Source organism: Niallia laureatilytica (assembly GCF_046613985.1).
GTDB lineage: Bacteria > Bacillota > Bacilli > Bacillales > Cytobacillaceae > Niallia.
In genome coordinates, this window is record NZ_JBKKHP010000002.1 from 454,787 (window position 1) to 469,622 (window position 14,836).

12 protein-coding genes are annotated in these 14,836 nt (G+C 39.8%); 9 read left to right on the forward strand and 3 right to left on the reverse strand.

Annotated features, from left to right (window positions below; genetic code table 11):
• Positions 1–18: 18 nt before the first annotated feature.
• Positions 19–651 (forward strand): YesL family protein, encoded by a 633-nt coding sequence (locus ACLIJJ_RS07360; RefSeq protein WP_233317853.1) that lies wholly within the window; start codon positions 19–21, stop codon positions 649–651.
• A gap of 323 nt (positions 652–974) precedes the next feature.
• Positions 975–1,208, forward strand: a complete 234-nt coding sequence (locus tag ACLIJJ_RS07365; RefSeq protein WP_411410727.1) for a hypothetical protein — start codon at positions 975–977, stop codon at positions 1,206–1,208.
• Between the two features lie 239 nt (positions 1,209–1,447).
• On the opposite strand, the gene ACLIJJ_RS07370 is transcribed toward ACLIJJ_RS07365, so the two are convergent.
• Entirely contained in the window at positions 1,448–2,629 is a 1,182-nt protein-coding gene (locus ACLIJJ_RS07370; protein WP_411410728.1) for an ROK family transcriptional regulator, read from the reverse strand.
• A 261-nt stretch (positions 2,630–2,890) separates the two neighbouring features.
• Between ACLIJJ_RS07370 and xylA the strand changes: the two genes are divergently transcribed.
• The 3 genes from xylA (at position 2,891) to ACLIJJ_RS07385 (ending at position 6,800) form a co-directional block, all read left to right on the forward strand.
• Positions 2,891–4,222, forward strand: coding sequence for a xylose isomerase (gene xylA, locus ACLIJJ_RS07375; protein WP_237941098.1), 1,332 nt, complete (start codon positions 2,891–2,893; stop codon positions 4,220–4,222).
• Between the two features lie 76 nt (positions 4,223–4,298).
• A complete protein-coding gene (xylB, locus tag ACLIJJ_RS07380) occupies positions 4,299–5,795 on the forward strand; it encodes a xylulokinase (protein WP_411410729.1) in 1,497 nt (498 codons plus the stop codon).
• A gap of 21 nt (positions 5,796–5,816) precedes the next feature.
• The gene (locus ACLIJJ_RS07385) at positions 5,817–6,800 is read left to right on the forward strand and encodes an aldo/keto reductase (RefSeq protein WP_233317826.1); all 984 of its coding nucleotides are present in this window, start codon (positions 5,817–5,819) and stop codon (positions 6,798–6,800) included.
• Positions 6,801–6,848: 48 nt separating this feature from the next.
• Here the strand turns inward: ACLIJJ_RS07385 and dpsA are convergent, their stop codons facing one another.
• Positions 6,849–7,709, reverse strand: a complete 861-nt coding sequence (dpsA, locus tag ACLIJJ_RS07390) for a dipicolinate synthase subunit DpsA (RefSeq protein WP_233317824.1) — start codon at positions 7,707–7,709, stop codon at positions 6,849–6,851.
• Between the two features lie 256 nt (positions 7,710–7,965).
• Here dpsA and ACLIJJ_RS07395 point away from each other — a divergent pair, with 256 nt between their 5' ends.
• Entirely contained in the window at positions 7,966–9,558 is a 1,593-nt protein-coding gene (locus ACLIJJ_RS07395; RefSeq protein ID WP_411410730.1) for an ATP-binding protein, read from the forward strand.
• 57 nt (positions 9,559–9,615) lie between these two features.
• On the opposite strand, the gene ACLIJJ_RS07400 is transcribed toward ACLIJJ_RS07395, so the two are convergent.
• Positions 9,616–11,586: a methyl-accepting chemotaxis protein gene (locus tag ACLIJJ_RS07400; protein WP_411410731.1), complete on the reverse strand. Its 1,971-nt coding sequence runs from the start codon at positions 11,584–11,586 to the stop codon at positions 9,616–9,618.
• A 295-nt stretch (positions 11,587–11,881) separates the two neighbouring features.
• Between ACLIJJ_RS07400 and ACLIJJ_RS07405 the strand changes: the two genes are divergently transcribed.
• The 3 genes from ACLIJJ_RS07405 to ACLIJJ_RS07415 all read left to right on the forward strand — a co-directional run bounded on the left by ACLIJJ_RS07405 (position 11,882) and on the right by ACLIJJ_RS07415 (position 14,832).
• Positions 11,882–12,679 carry an NUDIX domain-containing protein gene (locus tag ACLIJJ_RS07405; protein WP_233317817.1) on the forward strand — a complete coding sequence of 266 codons (798 nt, stop codon included), beginning with the start codon at positions 11,882–11,884 and terminating at the stop codon, positions 12,677–12,679.
• Positions 12,680–12,809: 130 nt separating this feature from the next.
• Positions 12,810–13,376 (forward strand): cysteine hydrolase family protein, encoded by a 567-nt coding sequence (locus ACLIJJ_RS07410; protein ID WP_237942261.1) that lies wholly within the window; start codon positions 12,810–12,812, stop codon positions 13,374–13,376.
• Positions 13,377–13,380: 4 nt separating this feature from the next.
• Positions 13,381–14,832, forward strand: coding sequence for a nicotinate phosphoribosyltransferase (locus ACLIJJ_RS07415; protein ID WP_233317814.1), 1,452 nt, complete (start codon positions 13,381–13,383; stop codon positions 14,830–14,832).
• Positions 14,833–14,836: the final 4 nt, after the last annotated feature.

A 14,836-nucleotide genomic window follows, 5' to 3' on the forward strand; every position in this document is an offset into this window, starting at 1 on the left:
ATAATAAGAGGTGGGAATATGTGGGCGAAATCGATGGGAAAGCTGTTCACTGTTTGTGAGTGGATCACTAGAGGTGCTTACCTTAATATCTTATGGATGGCATATACAGCTGCAGGTTTGTTTGTATTCGGGTTCATGCCTGCGACTACAGCTATGTTTGCGGTGATAAGGAAATGGCTGAGAAGAGAAAAGGACATTCCTGTCTGGAGGACATTCCATGATGTGTATAAACAAGAATTCATTAAAGTAAATTTATTAGGAATTATCCTAATATTACTTGGCATGATTCTTTGCTTGGACTATTGGTTTCTCCAGTTTACAAATGGTGTAATAAAAGGGATGATGACAGGACTGTTACTTTTGCTGTCAGCTGTTTTTCTAACATTGCTAGCATACTTTTTCCCAGTTTATGTCCACTATGACTTGAAGCTTGGCGACTATCTTAAATATGCTCTAATCCTTGGAGCGTATCATCTGCATGTTACATTATTCATGCTAATTCTTACAACAGTGACAGTTAGTCTTTTGTTATATATGCCTGGCGTTATTCCATTTTTCGGAGGTATTTCACTTGCCTGGATTTGGATGGCGGGAGCGAATTACAGCTTTATACAGATTGAGAAAAGAGGAAAGAAAAGACTGGCTGTTTAATGAAGCAGCCAGTTTTTTTAAAGGTAAATTAGAACAATGGAAAATTTCAGAAAATACTTAGTTTGTGCATTGTACTAACTAAGTAACGGTGCTATACTAAAACTACATTATTAATGAAACCGCATACATTTCTGTAATAGCAACGTTTATCAAACACATAATTAAAACTCCGCAGCATTTGCTCGCATCCTGACGGCTCTAAAACATCCTATGAACATTAATCACCAATCTACTTAAATAAAGCATTTCTCACTAAAATAACATTTATTAAACAGATCTTGCTGACGGCAAACTACCATACTAGTATTCCGTTTAGTTAGTTTGTGAACACTTTAGTTTATGAATGTATAACCCATTTTGAGGGGGTTGAACAAGTAGAGAGGCTGATGCAAGACTGGCAAAAGCTAAAAGGGAAAATTAATGAAGAGAGATTTACAGGAGTTCTCCACCGATTAAGTGTTCAGCTTTCTGATGCCAAGGAATGGAGAGATATTGTCAACTCCTACTTTTTTCGCAAATCAGGGATTGGCGACAATAAGCATAGAACCATTTATTAGAAAAGTATTCGACTTAGGCTTGGAACATAGGTGCGTAAAAGAAATTGATGAAATTCGTAGCAAGCATTCGGAAGAATGAGATTTCCTGATAAAGATTATTCCCAATTCTCATAATAACGTCTGTGCGCACAGGAGACTGGTGTTACTATGATATGTTTTGAAATGGAATATGGATGTTTTGCCGCAAATAAGCTATAAAAAAAAGCGTGAACCATATTTGGTTTACGCTTTAATCGTGTTTAGCTTTGAAGCTGTGCCTTCAGAAATGCTTCTGCTGAAAAAGCAGACGCTCCTAATGCAGACACTGGCAGAGACAAATCGGAGAAATCAATTCTGATATCTGTCTGGTTAAACGGGGAAGTATATGCTTTGATAACTTCCCTTACCTTTGGTTCAAGCCACTGTTTACAGGAAGCAAGCCGATTTCCGATAATGATTTGTTCAGGATTGAAGGCATGGATGATATTAATGATGCCGACAGCCAAGTTCTCACCAATTTCTTCTAATATATTTATTACTTGTTCGTCCTCTTTTTTTGCGAGCAGTAAAATATCATCTAAACAAATGTCACTTTCCTTTTTAAGATTCTTGCTGTTTGCTTTTAATAGTAAAGCCTGTTCTGAAGCGTAAAGCTCCCAGCAGCCTTTGTTGCCGCATGTACATTTGGCTCCGTTTCGATCAATCGTCATATGCCCGACTTCACCAGAATAGCCGTTAAATCCGCTGTAAAGCTCACCGTTAATGATAACTCCTGCACCAATACCAATGCCGGCGCTGATATAAATCAAGTTATCAGCATGCTGACCCGCACCAAACCGCTTTTCTCCGTATGCACCAGTGTTCGCTTCGTTTTCAACAATTACAGGTACTTGAAAGATTTTCTCCAGTTCTGATTGAAAATGAATATCGTGCCAGCCTAAGTTTGGGGCAAGCAAAAGTGTTCCTTTCTTATCGACGATACCGGGTGCGCCTACTCCAATCCCAACAATACCATAAGGAGAGGCTGGGGCAGAGCTTATGAAGGCGGTGATAATTTCCACTAGTCGGCTCATTGTATCTTCATAGGAAATATTTTTGTATGCTACATTCTTTTGTACAATAATATTGCCGCTGAGATCTGTCAGGACGCCAAGTATATAATTGACACCGAAATCTAGACCAATTGTGTATCCGGCCCCGTGGTTGAAGTGGAGCATTACTGGTCTCCGGCCACCGCTTGATTCGCCTGGACCTGATTCATTAATAAATTTTTCCTCTAACAGCTCCGCTACAAGCGAGGAAACGGTTCCTTTATTAAGGCCAGAACGCTGTGCGATATCTGCACGAGACAGTGGAGTATGATTGATAATTTGTGAAAGTACGAGTGACTTATTTTCCTTTTTTACAAGCTGTTGGTTCCAAGTGATTGGCATAAACGTCATTTAGCCCCCTTTTTGTCAAAAATAATATTCCCATTTTATCATTAATAACGGAAAACATTAATAATATTGAATTAAGTTTATCTAATAAACAAACAAAGCGCAACAAACTTAGTTTATTCAATAGACAAACTAAGTTTGTGCTGATATAATAGCTTCATAGCTAACAAGAAGATAGAGAGAGAAATGAATATAGGACTTTCTTTTTCTTTTATTTTGTAAGCGATATCAAAATCGATAATTTTAATGAGGAGGCAGTTAACAATGGCGTATTTTGAAAACATCAATCAAATCAGGTATGAAGGTCCAGCATCGAAAAATCCCTTTTCCTTTAAGTACTATAATCCAGAAGAGATAGTAAATGGCGTTTCCATGGAAGAGCAGCTCCGTTTTTCGGTAGCTTATTGGCATACATTCACAGCAGATGGAACGGACCCGTTTGGAAGCGGTACAGCCATCCGCCCTTGGAATCACTTAAAAGGTTTAGATTTGGCAAAAGCCCGTGTGGAAGCAGCTTTTGAATTATTTGAGAAACTGAACGCTCCGTTTTTCTGCTTTCATGATTCTGATATTGCACCAGAGGGAAATACATTAAAAGAAACATATGATAATCTTGACCCGATTGTAGCGATGATCAAGGAATATATGAAAACAAGCAAAACGAAATTACTTTGGAATACAGCTAATATGTTTACACATCCAAGATATGTGCACGGTGCAGCAACTTCCAATAACGCCGATGTGTTTGCGTATGCTGCAGCAAAGGTGAAAAAAGGCCTTGAAATTGGCAAGGAGCTTGGTGCAGAGAACTATGTGTTCTGGGGCGGCCGCGAAGGTTATGATACATTGCTGAACACTGATATGAAACTGGAGCAGGATAACTTAGCCCGTTTCTTCCATATGGCGATTGACTATGCACAGGAAATCGGTTTTGATGCTCCATTCTTAATCGAACCAAAACCAAAAGAACCGACAAAGCATCAGTATGATTTTGATGTGGCGACAGGATTGGCATTCCTGCAGAAATATGATCTTCAGGATCACTTTAAGTTTAATATTGAAGCAAACCATGCGACGCTTGCCGGTCACACTTTTGAGCATGAATTGAGAGTAGCGAGAATTAACGGCATGCTTGGATCTGTTGATGCTAACCAAGGTGATACATTGATTGGCTGGGATACAGACGAGTTCCCGACAGATTTATACAGCACCACTTTAGCCATGTATGAAATCTTGCTGAATGGCGGACTTGGCAAAGGCGGTTTAAACTTTGATGCGAAGGTGCGCAGAGGCTCTTTTGATGCGGAAGATCTTTTCCATGCACATATTGCAGGGATGGATTCCTTTGCAATCGGCCTTAAGGTTGCCAATAAGCTAATTGAGGATAGAGTTCTAGAAGACTTTATTTCTGACCGCTATGCAAGCTTTAAGGAAGGAATTGGCCTTGATATCGTCGAAGGAAGAACTAACCTCCATAAACTGGAGCAACATGCTCTTGCAATTGGTGAAGTGACAAATAAGTCTGGCCGCCAAGAACGCTTGAAGGCGATTGTGAATCAATATTTGTTGGAAACATTAGCGCAAGTACGCGTATAAAAGAGAGAATGTGCTGGGGATCATACCAGCACATTTTTTAACAGGTAAGGTAAATGACTAAATGAGGTGATCTGACATGAAGTATTGCTTTGGAGTAGATTTAGGTACAAGTGCTGTAAAGATTTTACTTGTTGATAAAAACGGAAATGTCGCTCATGAGGTATCAAAGTCGTATCCTTTGATCCATGAAAAATCAGGCTACAGTGAACAAGACCCTGAGGAGTGGGTGAACAAAACACTTGAGGGCTTCACTGAAATCATAGAAGTGTTCGAAGGGGAGAAAGAGGATATTGACGGGATAAGTTTCTCAGGTCAAATGCATGGCCTTGTCCTGCTCAATAAGGAAAATCAAGTATTGCGAAACGCGATACTTTGGAATGATACGAGAACAACAGAGCAGTGCCGGTTTATTGAGGAAAAGGCTGGTGAAAAATTGCTTTCTATCACAAAAAATCCGGCATTAGAAGGCTTTACTTTGCCGAAACTGTTATGGGTTAAGCAATATGAAGAAGATCTTTTCAAACAAGCCGCTGTTTTCATGCTGCCAAAGGATTATCTCAGGTACAGGCTCACTGGCAGCATACATACAGAATACTCCGATGCTGCAGGCACTCTTTTGTTAGATATAAGTAAAAAAGAATGGAGTGCAGAGCTTTGTGAATTGTTCGGCATTGATGCTAGTCTTTGTCCGCAGCTTGTTGAATCACATGCACTTGTTGGAACTGTCACAGCAGAAGTTGCGGAGAAAACAGGGCTGTCTCCTGAATGCAAAGTGTTCGCCGGCGGTGCGGATAATGCTTGTGGAGCAATCGGCGCAGGTATTCTGGCGAGTGGGAAAACACTTTGCAGCATCGGCACATCTGGTGTTGTGCTTTCCTATGAAGAAAAAGCAGAGAAGGATTTTCAAGGAAAGGTACATTACTTCAATCATGGAGAGGAAAATGCCTATTATACGATGGGAGTGACATTAGCAGCAGGTCACAGCTTGAGCTGGTTTAAAGATACTTTTGCCGAGCATGATGGTTTTGAGGAAATGCTGGCAGAAATAAATCTTGTTCCAATTGGGTCAAACGGACTGTTATTTACCCCATATTTAGCAGGTGAGAGAACACCATATGCAGATGCATTGATTCGGGGCAGTTTCATAGGAATAGATGCAACACATAAACGCCGAGATTTTGTTCGTGCTGTACTGGAGGGTATTACCTTTTCCTTAAATGAATCAATTGAGATTTTTCGAGAGCACGGTAAGACAATCGACACAATTATCTCAATTGGCGGCGGAGCCAAAAATGAAGCGTGGCTGCAGATGCAGGCAGATATCTTTAATGCAAAAGTCCTGAAGCTATCAAGTGAACAAGGGCCAGGGATGGGAGCGGCCATGCTTGCAGCAGTTGGAGCAGGGTGGTTTTCGTCATTAGAGGAGTGTGCGAACACGATGTTGCAGACTGTGAAGGAATATGAGCCTATTCAAGAGAATGTAAAAAGGTATGAAGAATTATACCGAATCTACAAGAAGGTCTATGGTCAAACCAAAATGCTGTCTGAAGAGTTAACACAGTTTCGAAAATAATGGAAACAAGGAGGCTCTAATATGAAGTATAGAGAGCTGGGGAAAACAGGTCTGAAGATAAGCGAGGTCAGTTTTGGAACATGGGCGATTGGCGGTTCATGGGGGAAAACGGATGATGAAGAGGCACTGAAATCGCTTGACAGGGCAATAGGGGAAGGGGTGAATTTCTTTGATACGGCCGATGTCTATGGGAATGGACACAGTGAGGAATTGCTGGCTAAGGTGTCTAAGGGGAAGGAAGAGGATATTCACATTGCGACAAAATTTTGCCGAGGCGGAGATATTCATGCAGCCGACACCTATACTTATGAAAATGTTCGAACCTTCTGCGAAAACAGCTTGAAGCGCTTGAACAGAGAAGCAATTGACTTATATCAGATTCATTGTCCGCCCCTTGAAATCCTTCAGGACGGTAAAGTTTTTGCAGTGCTGGACCGTTTGAAGCAGGAAGGGAAAATAAAGCATTATGGTGTCAGTGTTGAAACAGTGGAAGAGGGATTGCTGTGTCTTGAGCATGAAGGGGTAGATTCACTGCAGGTTATCTTTAATATCTTCCGTCAAAAGCCTCTAGAGAAATTGCTGCCAGAAGCAAAGCAGAAGGGAACGGGTATCTTAGTTCGCCTGCCGCTGGCAAGCGGCCTGTTAACAGGCAAATTTACGCAGGGGCACCGCTTTGAAAAAGATGATCATCGCGCATTTAATGAAAATGGGGAGTCCTTTAATATCGGAGAGACTTTTAGCGGACTCGGTTTTTCAAAGGGTGTTGAGCTCACGGAGCAGATTGCGTGGATTGGTGATAGACGTCAATCGATGGCATCTGCTGCCTTAAGATGGATACTTGATCATGAGGAAGTGTCCTGCATTATCCCAGGCTTCAAAAATGAAAACCAAATTCTTGCAAACTTAGCAGCGCTGGATGAAGCACCTTTTACACAGGAGGAAAAAACGAGGCTTAACCATTTTTATCAACAGAACGTAAAAAACAGCATCAGAGGACCGTATTGAAGGAAAAGGGGCACTGCCCCTTTTTTATTATTTTCCTAACTTTATAGATTATTCTAGTATGATATCTGCAATAATCTCACCAGCTGTAACGGGTGCAACCTTTGCCGGCAGTCCAAGGGCATGGATTGCAGATATTCCTTTTTCCTTTGCATAAGCAAAATCGGTTCCGCCAGGCCGAGAAGCGAGATCGATGATTAATGTTTGGTCTGACAGCTTATCAAGCAGCTGTTTTGTCAAAACATGAAAGGGAACAGTATTAATCAGAATATTTTGCTGGTCAAGCTCATCAGGTAAATGTTTAAATAAGACAGGTGTTAAGCCCATTTCCTGAACACGTGCTCTGTCAGCAGACTCTCTTACAGCAACACTGACAACAGCGCCGAGATTTGAAAAGAGACGGGCAACAGTCATTCCTACTCTTCCAAACCCAAGAACTAATACATGAGAGCCATGAATCGTGTAATCCGTTTCTTCAATGGCGATTTTTAAAGCTCCTTCGGCAGTCGGGATAGAGTTTAAGATAGCAACATCATCTCTTGCAAAAATAGCCACAATGTTTCGTCCGGTTGTTTTTTTTATGTATTCTAAAAAGGGAGTGATAATGCCAGAATAAATGCAGCAGTTTTCCTTTGTTTTGCGGAACATATCCTCCGTCAAATAAATGTCTTCACTGGAAAACTTGGATTCTGCTTTTCCATCATTGCCGATACCTGGGATAGGCAAAAGGATGCTGTCCAAACTGCTGAAGTCAACTTCTGAGATATGCTGTTTGCATACATTGGCATACTCAAGCTGTACATTTTCAAAACCTGTTAATATAATCTGTCCAGCTGATTTGGCAAGCTTTTCGATTACATGCAGCTGACGCTGATCACCGCCGATAATCAGAATTGTATGTTGGTTAATCATCTAATCCCTCCTGAAAATTAAATTAGCACACTACTAATAATAATAGCCAATTGTAAAAAATAGTCCTGTAGTTATGATAATATATATTTTCATAGAACAAAGTTTTTTCAAATTTTTGTTAGAAATTATAGAATTTATCATCTCCATGTGGGATTTTTTTTGTTATGATATAATTTTAGTGAAGTGTGAGAAAAGCACTATTTATTGTGATAAATTAACATTTAATATAAAAGGATGGAAACAGGAGCAATTTATAATGGAGAAAGCAGCTATTGATTTTAATTTAATGAAAGCTAAGTTCCGCGAAAATGGCTTGCAGCCTACCGCTATTACTGTTTTTTCGGAAAGATTAAATGAAGAGGAATTATTACAAAAGCATATGCAGTACCAGGAAATCTTGGATGTGGTCATCTATTTTCTCGATAAATTCCTCGATTCGTTAAAAGAGATGCCTATAATCGCTTCTGTCTGTGATGCAGAGGGGTATCTGTTAAAAAATCTTGGTCATGAGCAGAGCATGCGGGATGCTGAAGCTCTCGGAATTAAAGAAGGAGTTCGCTTTACAGAAGAGGATTGCGGCATTGATGCGATTTCCTTGACGTTAAAGCACAAAAAAAGTGTAGAAATCGTAGGAACTCAGCATTACCATGAATATCTCCATCGTAAAGCCTGCTATGCTGTGCCGATTATCGACTGGACAGAGGATAAGGTTCTTGGAACGATTTCCATTATGACTGATATCGAGCATGCAAGCCCTCTTATGCTGACCCTTTTGTCAACGGTCAACCAAACGATTGAACGGGAAATTGATTTAATCAGACAAAACCATGAGCTGAACATATTAAACAAAATAATTATGGATACAACAAGAAATGGAATATTGGTTGCCGCTCAAAGCGGGAAGCTGATTGCCTTCAATGCATATGCTGAACATATAACAGGCTGGAAAAAGGAGAACATTATTGGTGCAAGCCATTTAACCCTGGAGTATTTCGGTGAATATTTGCAGAATGTCTTGTTAACAAAAAGGCCGTATACAGATATAGAAATAACCTTTACACGGGAAAAAGATCAGGAAGCTCTAATTTTTTTGCTTGATTGTTTTCCTATTTTCTTGAATAACGGCACACTTGTTGGAGCTTTTGCCCAATTCAGAGATTATACCGAAAAGAAGAATACAGAAAAGCTGCTGCTAAATTCAGAAAAGCTGACAGCTGTCGGCCAAATGGCTGCAAGTGTTGCACATGAAATCCGTAACCCGCTGACAACTATTCAAGGTTTTATTCAATATTTGGAAAAAGACTTTCGGGAAAAGTCGCATTATGACCTTATCATGTCAGAGCTAAAGCGCATTAACTTTATTGTTAGTGAGTTTCTGATTTTGTCCAAGCCGCACGCTGTCCATTTCATTAATCAGGATTTGCAGAAAATTATGGATGAGACAGTTTCTCTCTTTCAGGCGAGTGCAAACATGAACAATATACTAATAGAAAAAAACTATGCTCAAGATAATATCTTTGTCCAATGTGATGAAAATCAATTAAAGCAAGTCTTCATGAACGTCTTCAAAAATAGTGTAGAAGCATTGCCTTATGGGGGAATTATTAAAATTCGCACAAATGTGACAGAGGATAAAGAAGCGATTATTCAAATAGAGGATAATGGGATTGGCATGACACCAGCACAAATAAAAAGACTCGGCCTTCCGTTTTATACGACAAAGGATACTGGCACTGGCTTAGGGTATATGGTGATCATTAAAATCATTGAACAGCATCAAGGCCATCTTCATATTGAGAGTTCTGTGAATAAAGGAACGACAATTGAAATCAGGCTCCCGCTTAGTTAATATAACAAACTATAATAAAGACCGCCGCAGATTGCGTATCTGCGGCGGTCTTTATTGTTAATATTTATATTGCTTAATTATTTCATGAAGTTCATCTGCCATGACAGACAGAGTGTGAGAAGCTGACGTAATCTCCTCCATTGCTGCAAGCTGCTCTTGTGTAGAGGCAGCAACTTCTTCTGATGAGGCTGCATTGCTTTTGGCAATATCTGAAACTTCATAGGCCGTTCCTTCCACTACTTGAACAACTGTAAGCATAGTCTTAATCGTGTCAGCTACAACGTCCATTTTCGGATTAATATCTTTCATACTGGAAAGAATATCGCTGAATTTTTGAATGGCATCCTCCGAAACAGACAACCCGCTTTGCACATTGTCAACAACGGTAGACATTTTTTGCACAGTATTTTCTGTGTCCTGCTGGATTGCCTTAATTAATTCGGAAATCTGGCTTGCTGAATTCTGAGACTGTTCAGCGAGTTTGCGAACTTCTTCTGCTACAACAGCAAAACCTTTCCCAGACTCACCAGCCCGAGCTGCTTCTATAGCAGCATTCAAAGCAAGGAGATTTGTTTGCTCTGATATTGCTGTGATAACACCAAGTATGGAGCCAATTTCTTTAGAACGGTCATACAAGGAACGTATTACTGTATTAGAATCTAATACAGAGGCATGAATTAGGTTCATTTGATCGACAGTCTGCTTAACAGAATGGCCGCCTTCTTCTGCTTTTTCTGTAGTTGCTCTCGTTAATTCCGAAACAGCTGCAGTACTTTCAGCAATAGATGCTGTACCAGCAGAGATTTTACCTACTGACATAATATTTTCATCCATTCCAGCTGTCTGCTTTTCTGCATTGCTTGCTACCTCTTGGATGGCATCTGCGACTTGTTCTGTTGCTTCACTTGTTTGGACTGCGCTTGCATTCAGCTCTTCTGCTGAGGCGGCAACATGTACTGCATTTTGTTCAACGTTTCTTAACAAACCGCGCAAGCTTGTCTGCATGTCAATGAAAGTCGAAGTAAGGTCGGCGATTTCATCATTTGATTTTACGTGAATTTCTTCTGTTAAATCACCGCTGCTGATTTTCTGTGCTGTTTGTTGGAGTGATTTCACTCGAATAACAATCGATCGTACAATCAGCATGACGATGGCTGCGCCAACAATCACTGCGGCAGCAATCACGAGGAAGGTCGTGTTTAGGATTGGGGCAGCAGCGTCCTCTGTTTCAGATGAAAACATTGTGCCTGCCACTTTCCAGTCTGTCAGCTTATTTGTTGTGAAATACATAACGCTTTTTTCGCTGTCAGCAGTATAATTTATAATACCGCTATCTGATTCGAACATCTTCTTATAATAGCTTTGCTCCGCTTTAGCACCAGCCTCCTCAAGCGGATTCACAATGAACAGTTGCTGTGTATCAAGCAGGATAGCATAACCATCCTCACCGATATTTACGCTTTTTGCTGTTTCCTCGAGTTTTTGAATGTTGATATCAATCGCGACAACACCGCTTGAGTCAGCAATCTTTTTCGTTACTGTTACAATCATTTCTCCAGTGCTTGCATCTTTATAAGGACTTGTAACAACAACATCATTATTGTTCATACCATCTTGATACCATGGTCTTTCACGCGGGTCAAAATCGCTTGGCAAATCCGTTTTAGGATATGAGATCATCTGACCATCCGTTGTGCCAATATAGATGGTTTGCACCTCCGGATGTAAGCCGATATATTGAGTAAACTTTTGCAATGCTTCAGAATTATCTCCGCCTTCATACATATCAGTATTCAGCAGATCAGCAAAAAAGCTTGCATCATGTATCTTTGGGGAAAGGGTATTGTCTATATTTGAATTAAGAAGCTTTACATTTTCTTCCGCACTTTTTAATAAACTGTTTTCCAGTTCATGTTTTGCGCTGTTATAGGAAAGGAATCCTACTAATACTGTTGGAAGTAAAAGAATAACAGCAAAAGCAGTGTATAGCTTAGATCTTAAATTCCATTTGAAGTTCATTTTTTTCATGATGCTTCTCCTTAAGTGAAATTTAGATTACTTGCAACTATTTAACGTTGTTAAGCAATCTTATTAAGATTTATTTCGGCACATCAACATTATAGTTAAGCACTGCTTCTGAAAAATTTTAATTAGTGCCAAAATTCCTAAAATGAAAATGCTTTATTTGTAAAAATTTTAATTTTGTGGATAGAAAATAAATGATCTGATTTTAGGCTTGCATTTGGAAGGAAAAGGAGTTATATTATCATTAACAAGTAATTATTGAATTACAAATTACTGATTGATAAGAGGGTTTATAAGCATGAAATATAAAACAGAAAAAGAAGTTCTGGCAAACTATGATTCGGCAAAGTACCGAACTCCAGACGGCTATACTGCTGATATTGCCATTTTCACAATCGTCTCAGAAAGAAAAGAAGAAAAGGCACCTCCAATAATGACATTAAAACTGTTACTCATAAAGCGGGCAGACGCGGATAACGACGGAAACCCAAATATTGAGGGCGGAAAATGGGCTCTTCCTGGGGGCTTTGTTGATGCAATCAAAGGAGAAACAGCTTTAGAAGCTGCGAAAAGGGAATTAAAGGAAGAGACAAATGTTGATGGTTTGCATATTAAGCATTTTGGTGTGTATGACAATGTCACAAGAGATCCACGGGGCTGGATGATTTCCAATGCTTTTTACGCCATTGTTCCTGAGGAATATATTCAAAAGCGCGAGGCGAACGATGACGCAGCAGAAGTGGAGCTGTTTGATATGGAAGAGGTAACTCAGTTGAAATTAGCTTTTGATCACGAAAAAATTATTGCAGATGCCCATATGTTTATAAAGCGTGACATGATTACCACAACTGCAGCAAAAAGCTTCTTGCCAAAGGAATTTACATTGTCTGAGCTGCAGCGCGTTTTGTTGACGGTAGGAGAAGACCCTAGAATCTCAAATGATTCCGTTTTTTTCACAAAGGCGCCAAAGCTTCCGTTCATTGAAAAAGCATTAGATGCAGACGGAACGCCGAAAAAAACGAAAAGGAATTCATTCAGACCATCACAGCTGTATGTTTTTAATGATTTTGAAATAGTGGAATCCATTTATCATTAATATCTGAAAAGAAGGAAAGAGAGCAGCTTTCCTCCTTTTCTTTAAGGTTAGTAATTTGTAAATGAATAATTACAAATAACTTTTAAATTTTAAATCAGCAAATTTTTAGTTAAGGGAGGAATAATCTATGGTGAATAAGGCGTTAATAAATATTGACTATACATTCGATTTTGCTGCCGTGGACGGGCGATTATCTTGCGGGGAAAAGGGGCAATTAATAGAAAGAGAAGTTTCAGCCATTACGGAAAGATTTATACAAAACGGTGATTTTACAGTGTTTGCAATTGATGTTCATGAATTAAATGATCATTATCATCCAGAGCGAGCATTGTTCCCCCCACATAATATTAGGAACAGTGCGGGCAGAAATTTATTCGGCAGTTTACGGGAAGTTTATGAAAGAAATAAACAGTCTCCACATATTTATTATCTAGATAAAACAAGATATTCAGCATTTGCAGGGACAGATTTGGAGTTGAAATTAAGGGAACGAGGGATAACAGAACTTCATCTTGTTGGGTTATGCACAGATATATGTGTGCTTCATACGGCTGTTGATGCATATAACAAAGGCTTTAGCATAGCAGTTTATGAGGATGCAGTTGCCTCCTTCTCCCAACAAGGGCATGATTGGGCAATGGAACATTTTAAAGCGGCATTAGGAGCTACGATAATCAAGGGAAAAGGAGTGTGTTAAATAAATGAAATATTCAGATGACAGTTTAATGCTGCATACAGACTTATATCAAATCAACATGGTGGAAACATATTGGAAGGATAATATCCATGAACAAAAGGCAGTGTTTGAAATGTACTTCCGCAAGCTTCCTTTTGGTAATGGCTATGCAGTCTTTGCAGGGCTCGAGCGGGTTTTACAAGTTATTAAAAACTTTCATTTCTCTGATACAGACATTCAATATTTGCGAGAATACGGCTATGCAGAAGATTTTTTAAGCTATCTCAGCAAGCTAAGCTTTACTGGTGATATTTACTCGATGAAAGAGGGGGAAATTGTCTTTGGAAATGAACCGCTGCTGAGAGTGGAGGCCCCTTTGGCAGAAGCTCAGCTTTTAGAAACAATTCTCTTGAATATCGTAAACTATCAAACGTTGATTGCGACAAAGGCCTCCCGCATTAAGATGGTCATTGGAGAAGATACTGCAATGGAATTCGGCACAAGAAGAGCACATGAGCTTGATGCTGCTTTATGGGGTACTAGAGCAGCCTATATCGGCGGGTTTTCGGCAACAAGCAATGTCAGAGCAGGAAAACTTTTTGATATTCCAATTGCCGGAACTCATGCTCATGCACTTGTGCAAGCATACCGGGACGAATACAAAGCTTTCAAAAGCTATGCCAGCAGTCACAAGGATTGTGTCTTCTTAGTAGACACTTATGACACCTTGCGTTCAGGTGTGCCTAATGCGATTAAAGTAGCAAAGGAATTTGCAGGCCGCATAAACTTTAAGGGAATAAGATTAGACAGCGGTGATTTAGCGTATTTATCAAAACAGGCCAGAAAGCTTCTTGATGATGCAGGGTTCAAAGATACACAAATCATTGCTTCAAACGATCTTGATGAAAAAACAATCATGAATGTTAAGGCGCAAGGAGCAAGAATCGATGTGTGGGGAATCGGGACAAAGCTTATTACCGCATACGATCAAGCCGCATTAGGCGGTGTTTACAAGCTTGTATGTATTGAGGAAGCGAATGGACAGATGACAGATACGATAAAAATATCAGCTAATCCTGAAAAAGTGACTACACCAGGGGAAAAAAGACTGTACCGAATCATTAATAATGGAAACGGCCATGCAGAAGGGGACTATATTGCTCTTGCTAAAGAAGAGGTGCACAAAGAAAGACTGAAAATGTTCCACCCAGTTCACACATATATAAGCAAATTTGTGACAGATTATACAGCTAAGGAACTTCATGTAGCTGTTGTCAAAGAAGGAGAAGTCTGCTATGAACTTCCGCCTCTCCAAGAAGTGCAAAGCTATGCGAAGAGCAGTCTGAAGCTATTTTGGGATGAGTACAAGCGGATGTTGAATCCAGAGGAATATCCTGTTGATCTCAGCCAGGAATGCTGGAACAATAAAATGACACTTATCAAAAAAGTGCAAGAGGAAGTCGAAAACAGTTTGTAAGGAA